Origin of the sequence: Dactylosporangium sp. NPDC000555 (assembly GCF_040300025.1) — a bacterium.
Classification (GTDB): Bacteria; Actinomycetota; Actinomycetes; order Mycobacteriales; family Micromonosporaceae; genus Dactylosporangium.
Window position 1 is genome coordinate 1 of sequence record NZ_JBEPDB010000031.1, and the last position, 16,418, is coordinate 16,418.

At 72.2% G+C, this 16,418-nt stretch carries 14 protein-coding genes; 7 read left to right on the forward strand and 7 right to left on the reverse strand.

Going from position 1 to position 16,418, the window contains the following annotated elements:
• Window positions 1-146 precede the first annotated feature (146 nt).
• Complete coding sequence (locus tag ABT297_RS19930; RefSeq protein WP_350551468.1) at window positions 147-905, forward strand: SDR family NAD(P)-dependent oxidoreductase; 759 nt, start codon at window positions 147-149, stop codon at window positions 903-905.
• A 21-nt stretch (window positions 906-926) separates the two neighbouring features.
• Here the strand turns inward: ABT297_RS19930 and zwf are convergent, their stop codons facing one another.
• On the reverse strand, window positions 927-2,417 hold the full coding sequence (zwf, locus tag ABT297_RS19935; RefSeq protein ID WP_350551471.1) for a glucose-6-phosphate dehydrogenase: 1,491 nt from the start codon (window positions 2,415-2,417) through the stop codon (window positions 927-929).
• A 91-nt stretch (window positions 2,418-2,508) separates the two neighbouring features.
• Complete coding sequence (locus ABT297_RS19940; protein WP_350551474.1) at window positions 2,509-3,933, reverse strand: dihydrolipoyl dehydrogenase family protein; 1,425 nt, start codon at window positions 3,931-3,933, stop codon at window positions 2,509-2,511.
• Between the two features lie 196 nt (window positions 3,934-4,129).
• Between ABT297_RS19940 and ABT297_RS19945 the strand changes: the two genes are divergently transcribed.
• From ABT297_RS19945 to ABT297_RS19960, 4 genes are read left to right on the forward strand one after another with little or no spacing between them, the layout of a single operon-like run.
• On the forward strand, window positions 4,130-5,086 hold the full coding sequence (locus ABT297_RS19945; RefSeq protein WP_350551477.1) for a phosphotriesterase family protein: 957 nt from the start codon (window positions 4,130-4,132) through the stop codon (window positions 5,084-5,086).
• Entirely contained in the window at window positions 5,083-6,174 is a 1,092-nt protein-coding gene (locus ABT297_RS19950; protein WP_350551480.1) for an amidohydrolase family protein, read from the forward strand. Before ABT297_RS19945 ends, ABT297_RS19950 begins: the two co-directional genes overlap by 4 nt.
• 14 nt (window positions 6,175-6,188) lie before the next feature.
• Window positions 6,189-7,358, forward strand: coding sequence for an aminotransferase class V-fold PLP-dependent enzyme (locus tag ABT297_RS19955; RefSeq protein WP_350551483.1), 1,170 nt, complete (start codon window positions 6,189-6,191; stop codon window positions 7,356-7,358).
• Complete coding sequence (locus ABT297_RS19960; RefSeq protein ID WP_350551485.1) at window positions 7,342-8,154, forward strand: IclR family transcriptional regulator; 813 nt, start codon at window positions 7,342-7,344, stop codon at window positions 8,152-8,154. Before ABT297_RS19955 ends, ABT297_RS19960 begins: the two co-directional genes overlap by 17 nt.
• 21 nt (window positions 8,155-8,175) lie before the next feature.
• Here the strand turns inward: ABT297_RS19960 and ABT297_RS19965 are convergent, their stop codons facing one another.
• From ABT297_RS19965 to cbiM, 3 genes are all read right to left on the reverse strand, one after another.
• Window positions 8,176-8,955, reverse strand: a complete 780-nt coding sequence (locus ABT297_RS19965; protein ID WP_350551488.1) for an energy-coupling factor ABC transporter ATP-binding protein — start codon at window positions 8,953-8,955, stop codon at window positions 8,176-8,178.
• Window positions 8,952-9,878 carry a cobalt ECF transporter T component CbiQ gene (cbiQ, locus tag ABT297_RS19970; protein WP_350551491.1) on the reverse strand — a complete coding sequence of 309 codons (927 nt, stop codon included), beginning with the start codon at window positions 9,876-9,878 and terminating at the stop codon, window positions 8,952-8,954. The genes ABT297_RS19965 and cbiQ overlap by 4 nt, the downstream gene beginning before the upstream one ends.
• A 136-nt stretch (window positions 9,879-10,014) precedes the next feature.
• Window positions 10,015-11,106: a cobalt transporter CbiM gene (gene cbiM, locus ABT297_RS19975; RefSeq protein ID WP_350551494.1), complete on the reverse strand. Its 1,092-nt coding sequence runs from the start codon at window positions 11,104-11,106 to the stop codon at window positions 10,015-10,017.
• 242 nt (window positions 11,107-11,348) lie between these two features.
• On the opposite strand from cbiM, the gene ABT297_RS19980 reads away from it, so the two are divergent.
• Both ABT297_RS19980 and ABT297_RS19985 read left to right on the forward strand, forming a co-directional pair.
• The gene (locus ABT297_RS19980; protein WP_350551497.1) at window positions 11,349-12,674 is read left to right on the forward strand and encodes a cytochrome ubiquinol oxidase subunit I; all 1,326 of its coding nucleotides are present in this window, start codon (window positions 11,349-11,351) and stop codon (window positions 12,672-12,674) included.
• A 4-nt stretch (window positions 12,675-12,678) separates the two neighbouring features.
• Window positions 12,679-13,674: a cytochrome d ubiquinol oxidase subunit II gene (locus ABT297_RS19985; protein WP_350551500.1), complete on the forward strand. Its 996-nt coding sequence runs from the start codon at window positions 12,679-12,681 to the stop codon at window positions 13,672-13,674.
• An 8-nt stretch (window positions 13,675-13,682) separates the two neighbouring features.
• Here ABT297_RS19985 and ABT297_RS19990 read toward each other — a convergent pair whose 3' ends face one another.
• Together ABT297_RS19990 and manD are read right to left on the reverse strand one after the other, a co-directional pair.
• Window positions 13,683-14,543 (reverse strand): NAD(P)-dependent oxidoreductase, encoded by an 861-nt coding sequence (locus ABT297_RS19990; protein ID WP_350551503.1) that lies wholly within the window; start codon window positions 14,541-14,543, stop codon window positions 13,683-13,685.
• 54 nt (window positions 14,544-14,597) lie between these two features.
• Window positions 14,598-15,836 carry a D-mannonate dehydratase ManD gene (gene manD, locus ABT297_RS19995; protein ID WP_350551506.1) on the reverse strand — a complete coding sequence of 413 codons (1,239 nt, stop codon included), beginning with the start codon at window positions 15,834-15,836 and terminating at the stop codon, window positions 14,598-14,600.
• Between the last annotated feature and the right edge of the window lie 582 nt (window positions 15,837-16,418).

The following is a 16,418-nucleotide window of genomic DNA, read 5'->3' on the forward strand; positions in this document are numbered from 1 at the left end:
GCGTCCTGGAATGGCCGGTCGCCCTCGCGGCCGCCGCCGGGGTCTGGGTAGCCACCCGCGAACGCCGCACCCCCGCCACCACCGGGTGATGGCGCACGTGCTCCGAGCATGAGGTTCGACCTGGACCCTGTGGGTAGCTCGGCGAGATGACGAGAACTGAGCAGGGTAAGGGTGCCGTGATCGTCACCGGCGCGAGCCGGGGTATCGGCGCCGCGATCGCCCAGAAGCTGGCTGACGACGGGTACGGCGTGGTGGTGAACTACGCGGCGGACGCGGCCGGCGCCGAGTCGGTGGTCTCCACCATCCGTGAGCACGGGGGCCGGGCCGTCGCTGTACGCGCGGACGTGGCGGCACCGGATGACGTCGCGAACCTGTTCGACCGGGCGCGGCAGGAGATGGGTCCGTTGACCGCGCTGGTCAACAACGCCGGGATCATCGGCGAGCAGGCGCGCATCGATGAGCAGGACGCCGACGAGCTGACCCGGCTGATGCAGATCAACGTCGTGGGGCCGATGGTGTGCGCCAGGCACGCCGTGCAGGCGATGTCGACCGCGCACGGCGGCTCCGGTGGCTCCATCGTCAACATCGCCTCGGTCGCCGCCCGGGCGATCCCGGGAATATCGGGATTCGTGCCGTACGAGGCCACGAAAGGCGCGGTGGTGACGTTCAGCCGGGGCCTGTCGAACGAGGTCGCCCCCGAGGGGATCCGTGTCAACAGCGTCTCGCCGGGCGTCATCGACACGGACATGGCAGGGGAGACCACCGGTGCGAGGCAGGCCGGCGCGAGCAGCCCGATCGGTCGCGTGGGCCGGCCCGACGAGATCGCCAACACCGTGTCGTGGCTGGTTTCGCCGGCGGCGTCATACGTCACCGGTACCGACGTGACCGTCTCCGGCGGCATGTGACGATCTGCGCGCTCCCCCGGATCATGGGCCGTCCGGCAGGTACCACTGGTGTGGCGCGATAAGCCGGTGGATGGAGTCCGGGCCCCATGATCCGGGGTCGTACTGCTGCACGGCTGGTGGATCCTCCAGCAACGGGGCGGACACCTCCCAGAGCCGCTCGATGCCGTCGGCGCGGGTGAACAGCGACTGGTCGCCCTGCATCGCGTCGAGGATGAGCCGTTCGTAGCCGGCCAGCGCGTGCCGGGTGCAGAACGAGTCCGCGTACCGGAACGTCATGGTCGCCTCGCCGAGGCGCATGCTGGCGCCGGGCATCTTGGCCAGGAAGCGGGCCGCGATCCAGCCCGGATCGTCGAACTCGATCACCAACTCGTTGCTGGGCGTGGCGTTCGTCGTGTCCGGGTCCAGCGCGAACATCCGCAGGGCCGGCTGTTTGAGCCCGAGGGTGACCACCTGCCGCTTCTGCCCGAGCGACTTGCCGGAACGCAGGTAGAACGGCACCCCCGACCAGCGCCAGTTGTCCACCTCCACGCGCGCGGCGATGAACGTCTCGGTCTGCGAGGCGGGGTCGACGCCGGGCTCGTCGCGGTAGCCGCGGTACTGGCCGCGAACCACGCGGCCGGCGTCCAGCGGCGACATCGCCTCGAAGACCTTGGTCGTCTCGTCCCGAAGCTGTTTGGCCGCCAGGGAGGTGGGCGGCTCCATCGCCACGAAGCCCAGCACCTGGAACAGGTGCGTGACGATCATGTCGCGGAACGTGCCGGTGTCTTCGAAGAACCCGGCTCGGCCCTCGATCCCGATCGTCTCCGGCACGTCGATCTGCACGTGGCTGATGTGCTCACGGTTCCAGATCGGCTCGAACAGTCCGTTGGCGAACCGCAGGGCGAGGATGTTGTCGACCGACTCCTTGCCGAGGAAGTGGTCGATGCGGAACACCTGGGACTCGTCGAAGGTGGCGTGGATGGTGTCGTTGAGCGCGCGGGCGGACGCCAGATCCGTGCCGAACGGCTTCTCGACGATGACGCGTGCGTTGCTCGCCAGCCCGGTGTCGCCGAGCATGCCGATCGTGGGCGTGAAGCCCCGCGGCGGTACGGCCAGATGGAACAGCCGGCGCGGGTGCCCCCCGATCGCCTTCTCGGCCGCCGTCACCGCGTCGAGCAGTGGTTGCGGATCCGTTGGTACCGCCGCGCCGAAGGACAACGATTCGGCGAACTCGTGCCACGCCTCGCCGGTCGGCTCCGCCAGCCCGAACTCGGCCACGGCGTCCCTGGCGTGGTGGCGGAACTCGTCGTCGGTGATCGCGGACCGGGCCGAGCCGACAATCCGATACCTGGCGGGCAACAGACCGGCCTTCGCCAGGCTGAACAGCCCCGGCAGCAACTCGCGTCTGGCAAGGTCCCCGGTGGCGCCGAACAGCACGATCACGTGGTCGTCGCGGGGCGCACCATTGCTCTCCCGCCGCGCCGCGACGGATTCCCTGGTACCGGAGCCGGGCACCGCATACCGAACGCTCATGATCCCTGGTCACTCCGACCGTTGCGGGTGTCTTCTGTTATCCAATGCTCGTACCCGGCTCGGCCGCTCGTACACCGGCCGGCCGCTGCGGTCACAGGCCGCACTGCTCCAGCAGGCGCAGCCAGATCTCGCTGACGGTCGGGAACGGCGGGACGGCGTGCCACAACCGGTCGAGGGGGACCTCCGCGTTCACCGCGATGGTGGCCGAATGCAGCATGTCGGCCATGTCCGGGGCGACGAAGGTGGCCCCGAGCAGCACCCGGCGCTCCTCGTCGACAACCAGCTTCGCCCGGCCGTCGTAGCCGACGCCGCGGACCATGGCGCCGGGGACCTCGCCGATGTCGTGCTCCACGGCGCGGATGGTGAAGCCGTCGGCGCGGGCCCGCGACTCGGTGCGCCCCACCATGCTCACCTGCGGCTCGGTGAACACGACCTGGGGGGCGCCCCGGTCGTCGGCGGTGTCGCGCAGCCCTGGTGCGTCGTCGGGGGCGCCGCCGGCGCGGGCGGCGATCACGTCGCCGCACACCCGGGCCTGGTACTTGCCCATGTGGGTGAGCAGGTTGCGGCCGTTGACGTCGCCGACGGCGTACAGCCAGCCGTCGTTGACGGCGGTGGCCCGCATGCTGGCGTCGACCTCGATCGGGCCGTTTACCCGCAGGCCGATCGTGTCTAGCCCGATGTCGCCGACCGCCGGCCGGCGGCCGGTGCCGACCAGGATCTCGTCAGCGTCGATCCGATCGCCGTCCTCGGTGTGCACGGTCACCGGGCCACCGGGGATCGGCCGCTCGACGCGGCCGGCCGAGCGGCCGAAGCGCACGTCGATGCCCGAGTCCCGCAACGAGCGCGTCACGAGCTCGCCGGCGAACGGCTCGGCCTGGGCGAGCAGCCGGTCGCCGCGCACGAGCACGGTCGTCTCCTGGGCGCCGAGCGAGTGCAGTGCCTGGGACATCTCGCAGGCCACCGGCCCGGCGCCGATCACCGCCAGCCGTTTGGGTACCTGCTGGACGCTGGTCGCCTCCCGGTTGGTCCACGGGTGGGCCTCCCGCAGTCCGGGTATGCCGGGAATCGCCGGCGTGCTGCCGGTGGCGATGACGACGGCGTGCCGGGCCCGCAGCGCGCGTGTGCCGCCCTCCGGCGTCGTGACCTCGGCGCGCAGTGCCCCCGCCAGCCGTCCGCGGCCCCGCACGAACGTCGCCGGGAACTTCTCGATCGCGTTCACCACGTGGCCGTCGTCGCCGTGGGACACCGTGTCGTCGCGGTGGGCCAGCACCGCGGCGGCGTCGATCGGGCCGCGCAGCTGCAGCCCCGGCATCCGGTCCACCTCGGCCGCCAGCTCCATCGGCCACAGCAGCGCCTTGCTCGGAATGCACGCGTAGTACTCGCACTCACCCCCGGCCAGGCGCTCCTCGACCACGGCCGCGGTCAGGCCACCTCGCGCAGCGCGTGCGGCGACGCTCACCCCGACCGGCCCAGCGCCGATCACGATCACGTCGAAGACATCAGCCGTATCCGCCATGACACACCCCTCCAGACGTTGGACGTGGCGTCCCGGTGTGACTTCCCGGCGGCCCGGCGATCGAACCCCTTTCAAGCTCCCCTCTTGCCTGGGCCACGCTGAGCTGGTACGAATGCTCAACTCAGAACTCAGGTTCATGTATATGAACCACCTGGCCGACCGGCCTGAAGGCTGGGGTATCCACGGAAGGAGTCAGATGACCGGGATCTTCACCGGTAAAGTCATGACCGTCCTCGGGCCCATCGAGCCGGAGGCGATGGGTAACACCCTCACCCACGACCATCTGATGGTCGACGGGTGGGGACTGCGCCAGCTGTACGAGGCAATCCTCGACGACGAGGAGATCGCCGTCGAGGAGGTCCGGCGGTTCGCGGCCGCCGGCGGGCGGACGATCTGCGACCCGACGAACATCGGGCTGAAACGCGACCCGCAGGCACTGCGCCGGATCAGCGCGGCCACCGGCGTCAACGTCGTGATGGGCGCCGGCTGGTACCGCGAGATGGTCTACCCCGACTACATCGCCACCGAGAGCACCGAGGCGCTGGCCGGCCGGCTGATCGCGGAGATCGTCGACGGCGTCGACGGCAGCGGCATCCGGCCGGGCTTCATCGGCGAGATCGGCACCGAGCGCGGATACATCAGCCCGGCCGTGGAACGGGTGTTCCGCGCCGCCGCCCGGGCGCACCAGCGGACCGGCTGCCCGATCATGACCCACACCACCCACTGGGGCGAGCTGGCGCTCGAGCAGCTCGACCTGCTCGCCGAGGAGCGGGTCGACCCGGCGCGCGTGATCGTGTCGCATCTCGGCGACCGGCGCGGCGTGCGATGGTGGCTGCCGATCGCCGAGCGCGGCGCCTGGCTCAACTTCGACAACCTGGCCTTCGTGCAGGGCTACGCGCCCCTGTCGTTCCGGGCCGACAACGTCGCCGAGCTGTGCGCCATGGGACTGGCCGGGCAGCTGATGCTGTCCAACGACATCTGCGAGCTGGGCCAGCTCGCCGCGTACGACGGACCGGGCTACGCCAACGTGATCGAGAACTTCCTGCCCATGCTGCGCGACCGCGGGGTGTCCGAAGAGGACATCCACCGCATGACGGTCGCCAACCCCGCACGGGCGTTCGCGTACTCGACGCCCGTCGTGACCGCGTCATGAGCGGCGAAGGTTTCGTGTTGCGCGGTGGTCTGGTCTGCGATCCGGAGGCCGGCTCCCTGACCCCGGGCGACGTCGTCGTGCGGGACGGGCGGATCGCGGCACCCGCGACGGCGGGCCAGACGGACCGGATCGTGGACGTGTCCGGGCTGGTGGTCGCGCCGGGGCTGGTCGACCTGCACACGCACGTATTCGTCGGCCAGGATCTCGGCGTCGACCCCGACGTCGCCGGCCCGCCCAGCGGGGTGACGACCATGGTCGACACCGGCAGCGCCGGCGCGCACCTGTTCGGGGCCTTCGTCCGCGGTACCGTCGAGAAGGCCCGCACCCGGATCGCGGCGTTCATCAACATCTCCAGCGTCGGCACCACGAGCATCATGCTCTCCGGCGAGCTGAAGACCCTCGCCTACGTCGACCCCGCGAGCTGCCGCGCGGCGATCGACGCCCACCGGGACCGGATCGTGGGCGTGAAGGTCCGGGCGTCCGCCGACGTGGCCGGCGACAACGGCGTGGTGGCCCTGGACCGCGCCCGCGAGGTCGCCGACGCCGAGGGGCTGCCGCTGATGGTGCACCTTGGGCCGCCGCCGGCGTCCCTGGCCGACATCCTGGCCCGGCTCGGGCCGGGCGACATCCTCACCCACTGCTTCACCGGCCTGTCCGGGACGCCACTCACCGAGCACGGCCGGGTGCTCGACCTGGTCGCCGAGGCCCGGCAGCGCGGCGTGCTCTTCGACGTCGGGCACGGCATGTGCGGGTTCGACGTGGAACAGGCCCGGGCGGCGGTGGCGGCCGGGTTCCTGCCGGACACGATCAGCTCCGACCTGCACACCTACTCCCGGGACATCGTCGGGGGCCTGCCGGACGTGATGGCGAAGTTCCTCGCGCTCGGCGTCGGCCTGCCCGACGTGGTCCGCCGCGTGACGATCGTGCCCGCCCGGGTCGCCGGGTTGGACGGCGCCGGCGTGGGGAGCCTGCGTCCCGGGGCACCGGCGGACCTCGCGGTGCTGCGGGTGAGCGACGGCCCGTCCCCCACCGTCTCGGCCGCGCTGACCGTCCGGGACGGCGAGATCGTACACACCGCCTCGAACTGAAAGGATCGACGCAGATGGACATCTACGCGGAGCTGGGCATCCGGACCATCATCAACGCGGTCGGGCCGGCCACCCGGCTGGGTGGCCTGCCGCTGTCCGGCGAGGTCGTCGAGGCCATGCGGGCGGCGGGCGCGCGCAATGTGCGCATGGACGAGCTGCAGGAGGCGGCCGGTGCCGAGATCGCCGCGCTGCTCGGCGCGCCGGCCGCCTATGTCACCAGCGGTGCGGCGGCGGCGTTGAGCCTGGCCACCGCGGTCTGCCTGGCCGGCGACCGGCCGGCGGCGATCGACGCGCTGCCGGAGGTGTCCGGGCCGCGCCGCCGGGTCATCATCCAGCGGGCGCACCGGGACCCGTACGACCACGCGCTGACCGCGGTGGGCGCGGAGCTGGTGGAGATCGGCTATCCGGGCTCCACCCGCCCCGACGAGCTGCTGCGCGAGCTGGACGAGCGGGCCGCGCTGGTGCTGTGGCGGCCCGGGCGGGGCGGTGACCACCTGAGCGTGGCCGAGGTGTCGCGGCTGGCGCACCGGGCCGGGGTACCGGTGCTCGTGGACGCCGCCATGGACGTGCCGCCCCTGCGACGGCTCGCGGCGCTGTTCGACGGCGGCGCCGACCTGGTGGCGATCAGCGGCGGCAAGGCGTTCCGCGGCCCGCACACCGCCGGGATCCTCTGTGGCCGGGCCGACCTGGTCTCCGCGGTCGCGCTGCACCACCAGGACATGGACATCCGGCCCAGCACCTGGCAACGCTCGGAGGTGAGCGGCGCCGACCCGGTCCGCGGCCGGCACGGCATCGGCCGGGGCATGAAGGTTGGCCGCGAGCAGATCGTCGGGCTGCTGGTCGCGCTGCGGGCGTTCGTCCGGGACCCGGACGCCCACCACCGGCACGGGACGCGGGAGCTGGCCGACATCCGGGCCGCGCTGGAGGCGGACGGGCGGTGCACGGTCCGGGACGGCTACGAGCACCACCTGGACGTGCCGGTGCTCGAGATCGACCTGTCCGGGTCCGGTCGCACGGCCGACGAGGTGGTGCGGGAGCTGGACCGGGGCGCGCCGCGGGTCCACGTCGGCGAGGACCTCGCCTGGCGGGGCGTGCTCGTGGTCAGTCCGATGGGACTGCACGACGGCGACGGGGCCGCGCTGGCGAAGCGGCTGATCGAGGTGCTCGATGACCGCCACCCGTAACACCTCGCCGGACGTCCGGTCCACGGCCGGCGTCAAGTCGGCCGAACGGGCGCTGGATCTCATGGAGTACCTCGCGGCGCACCGCTCCGGCGCGACGTTCCCGCAGATCTGTCAGGACCTGGGCTTCCCCAAGAGCAGCCTGCACGCGCTGCTGGGCACGCTGGTCGGCCGTGGCTGGATCCATTTGGACGAGGAGCGGCGGCGCTACCGGATCGGGGTGCGGGTCTGGGAGACCGCGCAGAGCTTCGGATACCTGGACAACCTCGCCGGCCGGGCCGAGCCGCACCTGCGGGCGGCCCGCGACGAGCTCGACGAGACCGTCCAGCTGGCCGTGCTCGACGGCATCGACAACGTCTACATCGCCAAGGTCGAGGCCGACCATCCGCTGCGGCTGGTGTCCCGGGTCGGGATGCGGCTGCCCGCCTACGCGACCGGCCTGGGCAAGGTGCTGCTGGCCTACCTCGATCAGTCGGACCTGGAGGCACGCTTCAAGGGCGTGACCATGCGCGGGTTCACCCAGCACACCATCGCCACGCCGCAGCAGCTGTTCGAGCGGGTCAAGGAGATCCGTGCGCGCGGCTTCGGCGAGGACGACGGCGAGTACACCCCAGGGGTCTTCTGCGTCGCCGTGCCGGTCAGGGACGGCACCGGGCGGGTGGTGGCCGCGATGAGCTGCTCCATCCCCCGCGTGCGGCTCGATGAGGGGCCAGCCCACCGCGACCACCTGGTGAACACGCTGATCCGCCACTGCGACGCGATGTCCCGCGACCTCGGCTGGCGAGGCGGCGCGGCGTGAACGCCGGTGGCCGGCCCGCGGCTACCGGAGGCCGGCGCGGGGGCGGGCGGCCGCGGCGCCGGCGTGGATCAGGTTTGCGGACAGCAGCAGCTCGCGGTCGTCCAGGACGGTCACGGTGGGGGCGTCGGCGACCACCCGGTGCTGCTCGCTGAAGACGACGCAGCGGTCGGCCAGGTCCGGCAGCGTGTCCAGGTCGTGGGTGGCCAGGACGATGGTCTTGCCGGCCGAGCGCAGCTGCTCCAGCAGCTCGATCAGCCAGAACTGGGTGCGCGGGTCCAGCGCCGCGGTCGGCTCGTCGAAGAGCAGGACCTCGGGGTTCATCACCAGCACCGACGCGATCGCGACCCGCTTCTTCTGGCCGCCGGAGAGCTGGAACGGGGCGCGGTCGGCCAGGTCGGCGATGTCGAGCATGGACAGGACGTCGTCGACGCGGGTGTTGGCGGCGTCGCGGTCCAGCCCGAGCTGGAGGCAGCCGAAGGCGACCTCCTCGCGTACCGACGGGGAGAAGACCTGCGCGTCGGAGTTCTGGAACACGAAGCCGACGCGGGCGCGGAAGCCGTGGTTGAACTGCTCGTCCTCGAGCTTGTCCTCGGTGACCTCCTCGCCGAACGCGGTGAACGTGCCGCTGTCGGCGAACAGCAGGCCGTCGAGGAGCTTGAGCAGCGTGGACTTGCCGCAGCCGTTGGCGCCCAGCAGCGCCACCGTCTCGCCGCGCTCCACGCGCAGGCTCACGCCGTCGAGAGCGGTGAAGCGGTCCAGGTATCGGTAGCGCAGGTCCCGGCACTCGAAGACGGTGCTCATCGTCCCACCTTGTAATCGGCCACCAGGATCGCCGCGGCCAGGGCGGCGGCGAACAGCGTGAACGCGATGTCGGCGCCGCGCAGCCGGAAGCCGCTGAGTGTGCGGGCGTTGCCGGTGTAGCCGCGCGCGGTCATCGCCTGGTGCACCTCCTCGGAGAGCTGGTGGGCCTTGCCGAAGAGGGTACCGGCGCCGGCGGCGACGAACCGGCGGCCCGACTTGACCTCGCCGCGGCCGGTGTCGGCGACGAGGGTGCGGGCCTTGCGCGCGGTGTACATGTCGTCGACGGCGTCGAGGAGCAGGAAGAGGTACCGGTAGGCCATGCCGATGATGAGCACGAAGATCTTCGGTACCCCGAGGGCGCGCAGCGCGGCCAGCAGCCGCGCCCACGGCGTGGTGAGGGTGAGCAGCACGACGAGCGAGATCGAGGTGGCCACCCGGGCCACGATGATCCCGGCGCCGTGCAGGCCCTGCTCCGTGACGCCGTGGGTGTGGCCGTGCCAGTGCCACAGCGGCAGCAGCACCTCACCGGGCGTGACGACGGAGAGGGTGGCCGGCAGGACCACGATCCCGGTGAAGATCGGGATGAACAGCCAGACGCGCTTGATGAAGTACCCCAGCGACAGCCCGGAGGCGACGGCGAGCGCGACGGTGGCCGCGTAGGCGCCGACCAGGATCGGCAGCGAGTGCACGAGCGCGACGACGACCAGCAGGCCGACCATCGTGACCAGCTTGACCCGCGGGTCGAGCCGCTGCAACAGGCCCCGGCCGGCGGCGATGTCCTCGGAGAACATCGCCTGGCGCAGGACGCCGGTGGCGCCGGCCAGGGTCTTGCCCACGAAGCTGCCCTTGCGCCGCTTGCCGATGCAGCCGCACGGGCACAGCCCGACCTCGGGCTGCAGCAACCAGGCCGGCGTGCTGGTCATGCCGGAACCTCCGCTTCGCTCCGGCTGCGGCATGACTGGGACCTGAGCCCATGATGACCAGCCCCTCCGCCCGGTCTGGCTCGATGAGGCTTCGCAATGATCGACCCAGACCAGGCGCCGCTTCGCTCCGGACTGGTCATGACCCGGCCGCGTTGGACGGCACCGGCGAGACGGGCGGGGTGTCGAGGTCGGCCGCCTCCCGCTCGCCGCCGCGCAGCCGGCCGATGAGCCAGGTGATGCCGAAGACGAGGGCCGCGACGACGACCACGCCGATGAGGGCCGAGAGGATGTACTGCCACCAGCTGCCGTCGCCGTAGTCGGGCAGCAGCGTGCTGCCCCAGAAGTCGGTGTACTTCTGCAGCCCCTCGGGCACGGCCCCGAGGTGGTACTTGGCCAGGTCGAGGTCCTCGGGGGCGTCCTCGCCGAACGCCCCGCCGGGTGCGAGCAGGCCGAGCGGGCTGACCAGGGCCATGATCCCGAGGGTGACCAGCGCGGCGCGGACCGGGCTGACGGGCCTGCGCCGCACCTCCCGCTCGGTCAGCGGTACCTCGGGTGCGTTGATCCGCAGCAGCGGCACGTTGGCCCGCTGCAGGTAGGCGACCACCCCGCCGGTGAGGACGCCCTCGACCACGCCCGCGATGATCAGGTGGGCGATCATCATCGCCGGGATCGCCTGGGAGAGGTGGAACGGGGCGTACAGCGGGGTGCCGTCTGCCTTGTGGAACAGGTCGGGCTGGATGCCGAACTCGACCGCGGTGGCCAGCGCGGAGGCGTTGAGCCCGACGTAGGCGCCGGCGACGGCGGCCCACACCCGCCGGCCGGAGGTCAGCGCGGTGTTGCGGGTGAGCAGCCGGTAGACGCCGTAGGACACGAACGGCAGCACCACCGCCATGTTGAACGCGTTGGCCGGAAACGCCAGGATGCCGCCGTCGCCGAAGAACAGCGCCTGGATGAGCAGGGCTATGGACACGGCTATGCAGGCCGCCCACGGCCCGAGCAGGATCGCGATCAGCCCGCCGCCGACCGCGTGCGCGGTGGTGCCGTCGGGGATCGGGATGTTGAACATCATCACCACGAACGAGAACGCCGCGCCGAGCGCCACCAGCGGCACGTACCGGCTCTTCACGACCTTCTTGACCCGCCGCGCCGACTGCCACCACAGCGGCAGCATGGCCACGCCGAACGCGGCGCAGGTCTGCGGACTCAGATACCCGTCCGGAATGTGCATGACGCCTCCCCTGTCACGCGCCTCCTTGGCGTTATCCGCAGTCTGCGGCTATCGCAATTGCTTTGCAACAACAAGCAGCATGCGTGAAACGGGATCATCGTCACCCGCATCGGCGGCTACGCGTTCACGGCCGCCGAGCGTGCCACCGGATCGTGAACGCCGCCGTCCCGTCGGCTGAACGTCCGGCGGCGTGTTTAGCCGTGGCCGGCGGCGGTAGACCCTCGGTGATGGAGCCGTCACAGATGTTGCCCGCGCGCGAGCAGATGGCCTTCACGCTCGGGTTCCACATCATCCTCGTGCCCTTCGGGCTGGCGTTCACGTTCCTGATGCTGATCGCCGAGTACCGCGGGCTGCGCCGGGGCGACGAGGCGGCGCTGCGGCTGGCACGGCAGTGGTCGCACGTCGCGGCGGTGCTCTTCGCCGTCGGCGCGGTGTCCGGCACCGTGCTGTCGTTCGAGCTGGGGCTGCTGTGGCCGGGGCTCATGGGCCGCTTCGGGGCGGCGTTCGGCATCCCGTTCGCGATCGAGGGGTTGTTCTTCTTCCTCGAGGCGATCTTCATCGCGGTGTACATCTACGGCTGGGACCGCCTCCGCGGCCGGGCGCACTTCTGGACCGGCGTGCCGGTCGTGATCGCCGGCATCGGCGGCACGCTGTCGGTCGTCGCGGCCAACGCCTGGATGAACCAGCCGGCCGGGTTCACCCTGCGCGACGGCCGGGTGACCGACGTGCGGCCGCTCGCCGTCATCTTCAACGGGGCGTTCTGGTATGAGGCACTGCACATGCTGCTGGCCGGCTACATGGTCGCCGGCTTCCTCACCGCCGCCGTCTACGCCCGCGCCGTGCACCGCGACCGCACCGACCGCCACGCCCGGCTGGGGCTGCTCATCCCGCTGACCATGGCGGCGATCATCACCCCGGCGCAGATCGTCGTCGGCGACATCGCCGCCCGCGAGGTGTTCCACCGCGAACCCGCGAAGTTCGCCGCGATCGAGCTGGTGCCGGAAACCGCCACCCACGTGCCGGAGATCCTCGGCGGCTACTACCGTGACGGCAGGGCACACCTCGGCCTGCCGATCCCCTACGGCGCGTCGATCCTGTCCGGGTACCGGCCCGGCACCGAGATCCTCGGCCTGAACGTCGTGCCGGTCGAGGTCCGACCGAGCGACCACGAGATCACGGTGACGCACCTGGCCTTCGACGTCATGATCGGCGCCGGCATGTTCCTGCTGGCGCTGTCGGCCTGGTTCGCCCTCGCGTGGTGGCGGCACCGGGACGTGCCCCGCGGGCGCTGGTTCCCCCGCGCCACGATCGCCGCCGGCATCCTCGTCGTCGTCGCGCTGGAGGCCGGCTGGGTCGTCACCGAGGTCGGCCGGCAGCCCTGGACGGTCGTCGGACACCTGCTCACCCGCGACGCCGTGACACGCTCCGGCGACGTGTGGCTGTTCTTCGCCGCGACGCTGCTGCTCTACGCCGCCGTCGCCGCCGCGACCGTGCACGCCCTGCGGGTGCTGCGCCGCCGCTGGCACGAGCAGGGCGCCGGCCCACCCGACGTGCCTTACGGCCGGTGACGGCGTGAGCACGTTCGCCGCCGTGGTGCTGTTCACCGGTGTCGTCGCCTACGCCGTGCTGGGCGGCGCCGACTACGGGGCCGGGTTCTGGGACCTGACCGCAGGCGGCGCAAAGCGCGGCCGCGCACCCCGCCACCTCATCGACATGGTCCTCGCCCCCGTGTGGGAGGCCAACCACGTCTGGCTGATCTTCTGCCTGGTGATGCTGTGGACCGGGTTCCCGGCCGCGTTCGCCGCCATCACCACCACCCTCTACGTGCCGCTGGGCCTGGCCGCACTCGGCGTGGTGATCCGCGGCTGCGGATTCGCCTTCCGCAAGGCCTTCACCGCCACCGAGCACCAGCGCGCCGCCGGGGCCGCGTTCGCGTTCTCCTCCGTGCTCACCCCGTTCTTCCTCGGCACCGTGGCCGGGGGCATCGCGTCCGGACGGGTGCCGTCCGCCGGCGGCGGCGACCCGCTGTACAGCTGGCTGAACCCCACCTCGCTGCTCGGCGGGGTTCTCGCGGTCCTCGTGTGCGCGTTCGTCGCGGCCGTGTTCCTCACCGCCGAGGCGCGCCGGCGCGGCTACCACGGCCTGCGCCGCTACTTCGCCCGGCGGGCCCGCATCGGCGCGCTGGCCGCCGGGGTCGTCGCCGTGGCCGGGATCGGCGTCCTGCACGCCGACGCGCCGCACCTCACGCACGGTCTGCTCACCCGCGGCCTGCCGCTCATGATCATCTCTGCCGCGTGCGGACTGGGGTCGCTGACACTGCTGCGCCACGCCCCGCCACGCGTCGCGCAGGCAGCCGCGGTCGGCGCGGCGGCGACGGTCGTGGCCGGCTGGGGCGTGGCGCAGTACCCCTACCTGCTCGGCAACCACCTCACCATCGCCGAGGCCGCCGCGCCGGCGCCGACCCTGCTGGCACTGACCGTCGTGGCCGCCGCCGCGCTGATCCTCGTCGTGCCGTCGCTGGCGCTGCTGTACGCCCTGCACCAGACCGGCGACCTCGGCGGCACCTGACGCGCCGGTCAGCCGACCGCGGCGGGCGGGCGGCGGTAGAGCTCGGCGACGGCGGCGATGTCCGCGTCGGCCAGCCCCGCCGCCGACGCGGCCTCGTACCGCCGGTGGACCGTATCCGCGTCGGGCAGCTCCACGCCCGCGCCCCGGGCCAGCTCGACGGCCAGGCGGGCGTCCTTCGCGCCGAGCGTGTTGCTCCACCACGTGTCCCGGGCGCCGGTGAGCACGTCCTCGAAGCGGTTACGGACCCCCTCCACCAGCGGGCTGTCGCCGAGCAGCTCCCGCAGCTGGTCGTCGGACAGGCCGCCGGCCCGGCCGAGCGCGACCGACTCGGCCAGCGCCACGACCTCCGACAGCAGCAGCAGGTTGGAGGCCAGCTTCGCCGCGCCGGCCAGCGACGGCGAGTCGTACTGGCGCACCGCCGGCGACAGCGCCCCCAGGACCGGGCGCAGCCGGTCGACGAGGGCCCGGTCGCCGCCGGCGAGCAGGATCGCCTGACCAGCCCGCACGGCGACCGGGTTGCCGAGGATCGGCAGGGCAAGGTACCGGCCCGGGAACCCGGCGGCCAGCTCCGCGCTGAGGCTCGGCGAGACCGTGGAGCAGTCGACGTAGACGGCCCGCTCCTCCAGCGCCTCCCGCAGCGGCCCGAAGGCCACCGACCGCACGGCGTCGTCGTTGGCGAGCATGGTGACCGCGACGTCCGCGCCGCGCACGGCGTCGGCCACCGCCCGCACCTCCCGCGCGCCCGTGGCCACGACGTCGGCGGCCCGTCCCGGCGTGCGGTTCCACACCCGCACCCGGTGCTCACCCTGCAGCAGCCGCGCGGCGATCGCGCGGCCCATGTTGCCCATGCCGAGCACGGCGATGTCCATGGGCCCGCCGCTACCCGGGCCACCGGCCACCAAACCCGCGATGATCATCCACCGCTACCAGTCGTGCACGGTGCCGTCGGCGAGGCGGTTGTACGGCAGATACGCCCGCACATACGGGTACTTGCCCGCCTCGTCGACATCGAGCTCGACCCCGAGACCCGGCCGCTCCCCCGGGTGCAGCAGCCCGCCCGACCACGTGAACGACTGCTGGAAGACCCGGTCGGTCCGTGCGCCGTGCATCATGTACTCCTGGATGCCGAAGTTGTGGATGGCCAGCCCCAGGTGCAGGGCGGCGGCCATGCCGACCGGCGAGATGTCGGTCGGGCCGTGCATCCCGGACTTGATCTGGTACTGCGCGGCGAAGTCGAGGACCTTCCGCAGGTGCGTGATCCCGCCCGTGTGCGTCACCGCGCCGCGCACGTAGTCGATCAGCTGCTCGCGGATGATCTGCTGGTAGTCGAAGACGGAGTTGAACACCTCCCCGATCGCCAGCGGCGTGACCGTATGCTGGCGCACCAGCCGCAGCGCCTCCTGGTTCTCCGCGGGCGTGCAGTCCTCGAGCCAGAACAGGTCGTACGGCTCCAGCGACCGGCCCAGCCGCGCCGCCTGGATCGGGGTGAGCCGGTGGTGCGCGTCGTGCAGCAGCGGCAACTGCGGCCCGAACTCGTTGCGGACCGCCTCGAACACCGTCGGCAGGTGCCGCAGGTAGGAGCGGGTGTCCCAGTCCTCCTCGGCCGGCAGCGGGCCACGCTGGGCCGGCTCGTGGTCGTAGCGAACCCCGGCGTTGGCCTCGGCGGTGGCGTTGGACGCGATACCGTAGATGGCGTTCAGCCCGGGCACCCCGGACTGGATGCGGATCGCCCGGTAGCCCAGCTCCTGGTGCCGGCGCACACTGTCGAACAGCTCCGGCAGGTCCTTGCCGGACGCGTGCCCGTAGGCCAGCAGCCCGGTCCGCGACGCCCCGCCGAGCAGCTGGTAGAGCGGCATCCCGGCCGCCTTGGCCTTGATGTCCCACAGCGCCACGTCGACGGCGGCGATCGCGGCCATCGTCACCGGCCCGCGCCGCCAGTACGCGCCGCGGTACAGCAGCTGCCAGGTATCCTCGATCCGCCCGGCGTCCCGGCCGAGCAGCAGCGGCACGACGTGGTCGCGCAGATAGGCGACCACCGCGAGCTCCCGGCCGTTGAGCGTGGCGTCGCCGAGGCCGGTGACCCCCTCGTCGGTGGTCAGCTTGAGCGTCACGAAGTTGCGGTCCGGGCTGGTGACGATGACTTCGGCCCTGTCGATGATCATGTATGGTCCCTCACGGTTCGGTCGGCGGCGGATGCCGCCCGGGGCACCGCGATTCTGCCGCCACACCCGCGAACCGGCCAGGCACCGTCCGCAGCCAGTCACCGAGGCAGGTCGCGGCGCCGAGCCGCTCGCACGTGTTGTTGATCTGGGCATCGGACAGCTCGCCGGCTTGCCGGCCGGTGACGGCCGTTCGCCGCACAGTCTGTTGCGCTACCGCTGCGGTGACACGCCGGAACCGCTGCTGACCGCGGCGCCGGCGCCCTGCCACGATCAGGCGATCCTGGTCCTGCGCTCGCGCACGGGCGCCGCGATGAGCCCGACGGCCGCCCCGTTGGCCAGACGCGCCCGTCGCCCTCCCGCCCGGCGATGGTTCCTGGACGGCACCCGGAGGAGCCAGTCGGCCCGGGACAACGCGATCAGCCGGTCCACCGGATACGTGCCCGCGCACCGAGCCTGCACGGGGCGCCGATGGCGCCAAGACGGCCGGCTACAGCCACGTCACCACCGACGTCATGCTGATCGAAACGGACCGCTGCCGCACACCGCGGCCCACGTCCAGGTCATCACCGTGCCGGATGGCTG

Excerpts from the sequence above, each read along its gene's own strand:
- ABT297_RS19930 (WP_350551468.1), top strand. The coding sequence starts at position 147 with ATGACGAGAACTGAGCAGGGTAAGGGTGCCGTGATCGTCACCGGCGCG.
- zwf (WP_350551471.1), bottom strand. The coding sequence starts at position 2,417 with ATGAGCGTTCGGTATGCGGTGCCCGGCTCCGGTACCAGGGAATCCGTC.
- ABT297_RS19940 (WP_350551474.1), bottom strand. The coding sequence starts at position 3,933 with ATGGCGGATACGGCTGATGTCTTCGACGTGATCGTGATCGGCGCTGGG.
- ABT297_RS19945 (WP_350551477.1), top strand. The coding sequence starts at position 4,130 with ATGACCGGGATCTTCACCGGTAAAGTCATGACCGTCCTCGGGCCCATC.
- ABT297_RS19950 (WP_350551480.1), top strand. The coding sequence starts at position 5,083 with ATGAGCGGCGAAGGTTTCGTGTTGCGCGGTGGTCTGGTCTGCGATCCG.
- ABT297_RS19955 (WP_350551483.1), top strand. The coding sequence starts at position 6,189 with ATGGACATCTACGCGGAGCTGGGCATCCGGACCATCATCAACGCGGTC.
- ABT297_RS19960 (WP_350551485.1), top strand. The coding sequence starts at position 7,342 with ATGACCGCCACCCGTAACACCTCGCCGGACGTCCGGTCCACGGCCGGC.
- ABT297_RS19965 (WP_350551488.1), bottom strand. The coding sequence starts at position 8,955 with ATGAGCACCGTCTTCGAGTGCCGGGACCTGCGCTACCGATACCTGGAC.
- cbiQ (WP_350551491.1), bottom strand. The coding sequence starts at position 9,878 with ATGACCAGCACGCCGGCCTGGTTGCTGCAGCCCGAGGTCGGGCTGTGC.
- cbiM (WP_350551494.1), bottom strand. The coding sequence starts at position 11,106 with ATGCACATTCCGGACGGGTATCTGAGTCCGCAGACCTGCGCCGCGTTC.
- ABT297_RS19980 (WP_350551497.1), top strand. The coding sequence starts at position 11,349 with ATGTTGCCCGCGCGCGAGCAGATGGCCTTCACGCTCGGGTTCCACATC.
- ABT297_RS19990 (WP_350551503.1), bottom strand. The coding sequence starts at position 14,543 with ATGGACATCGCCGTGCTCGGCATGGGCAACATGGGCCGCGCGATCGCC.
- manD (WP_350551506.1), bottom strand. The coding sequence starts at position 15,836 with ATGATCATCGACAGGGCCGAAGTCATCGTCACCAGCCCGGACCGCAAC.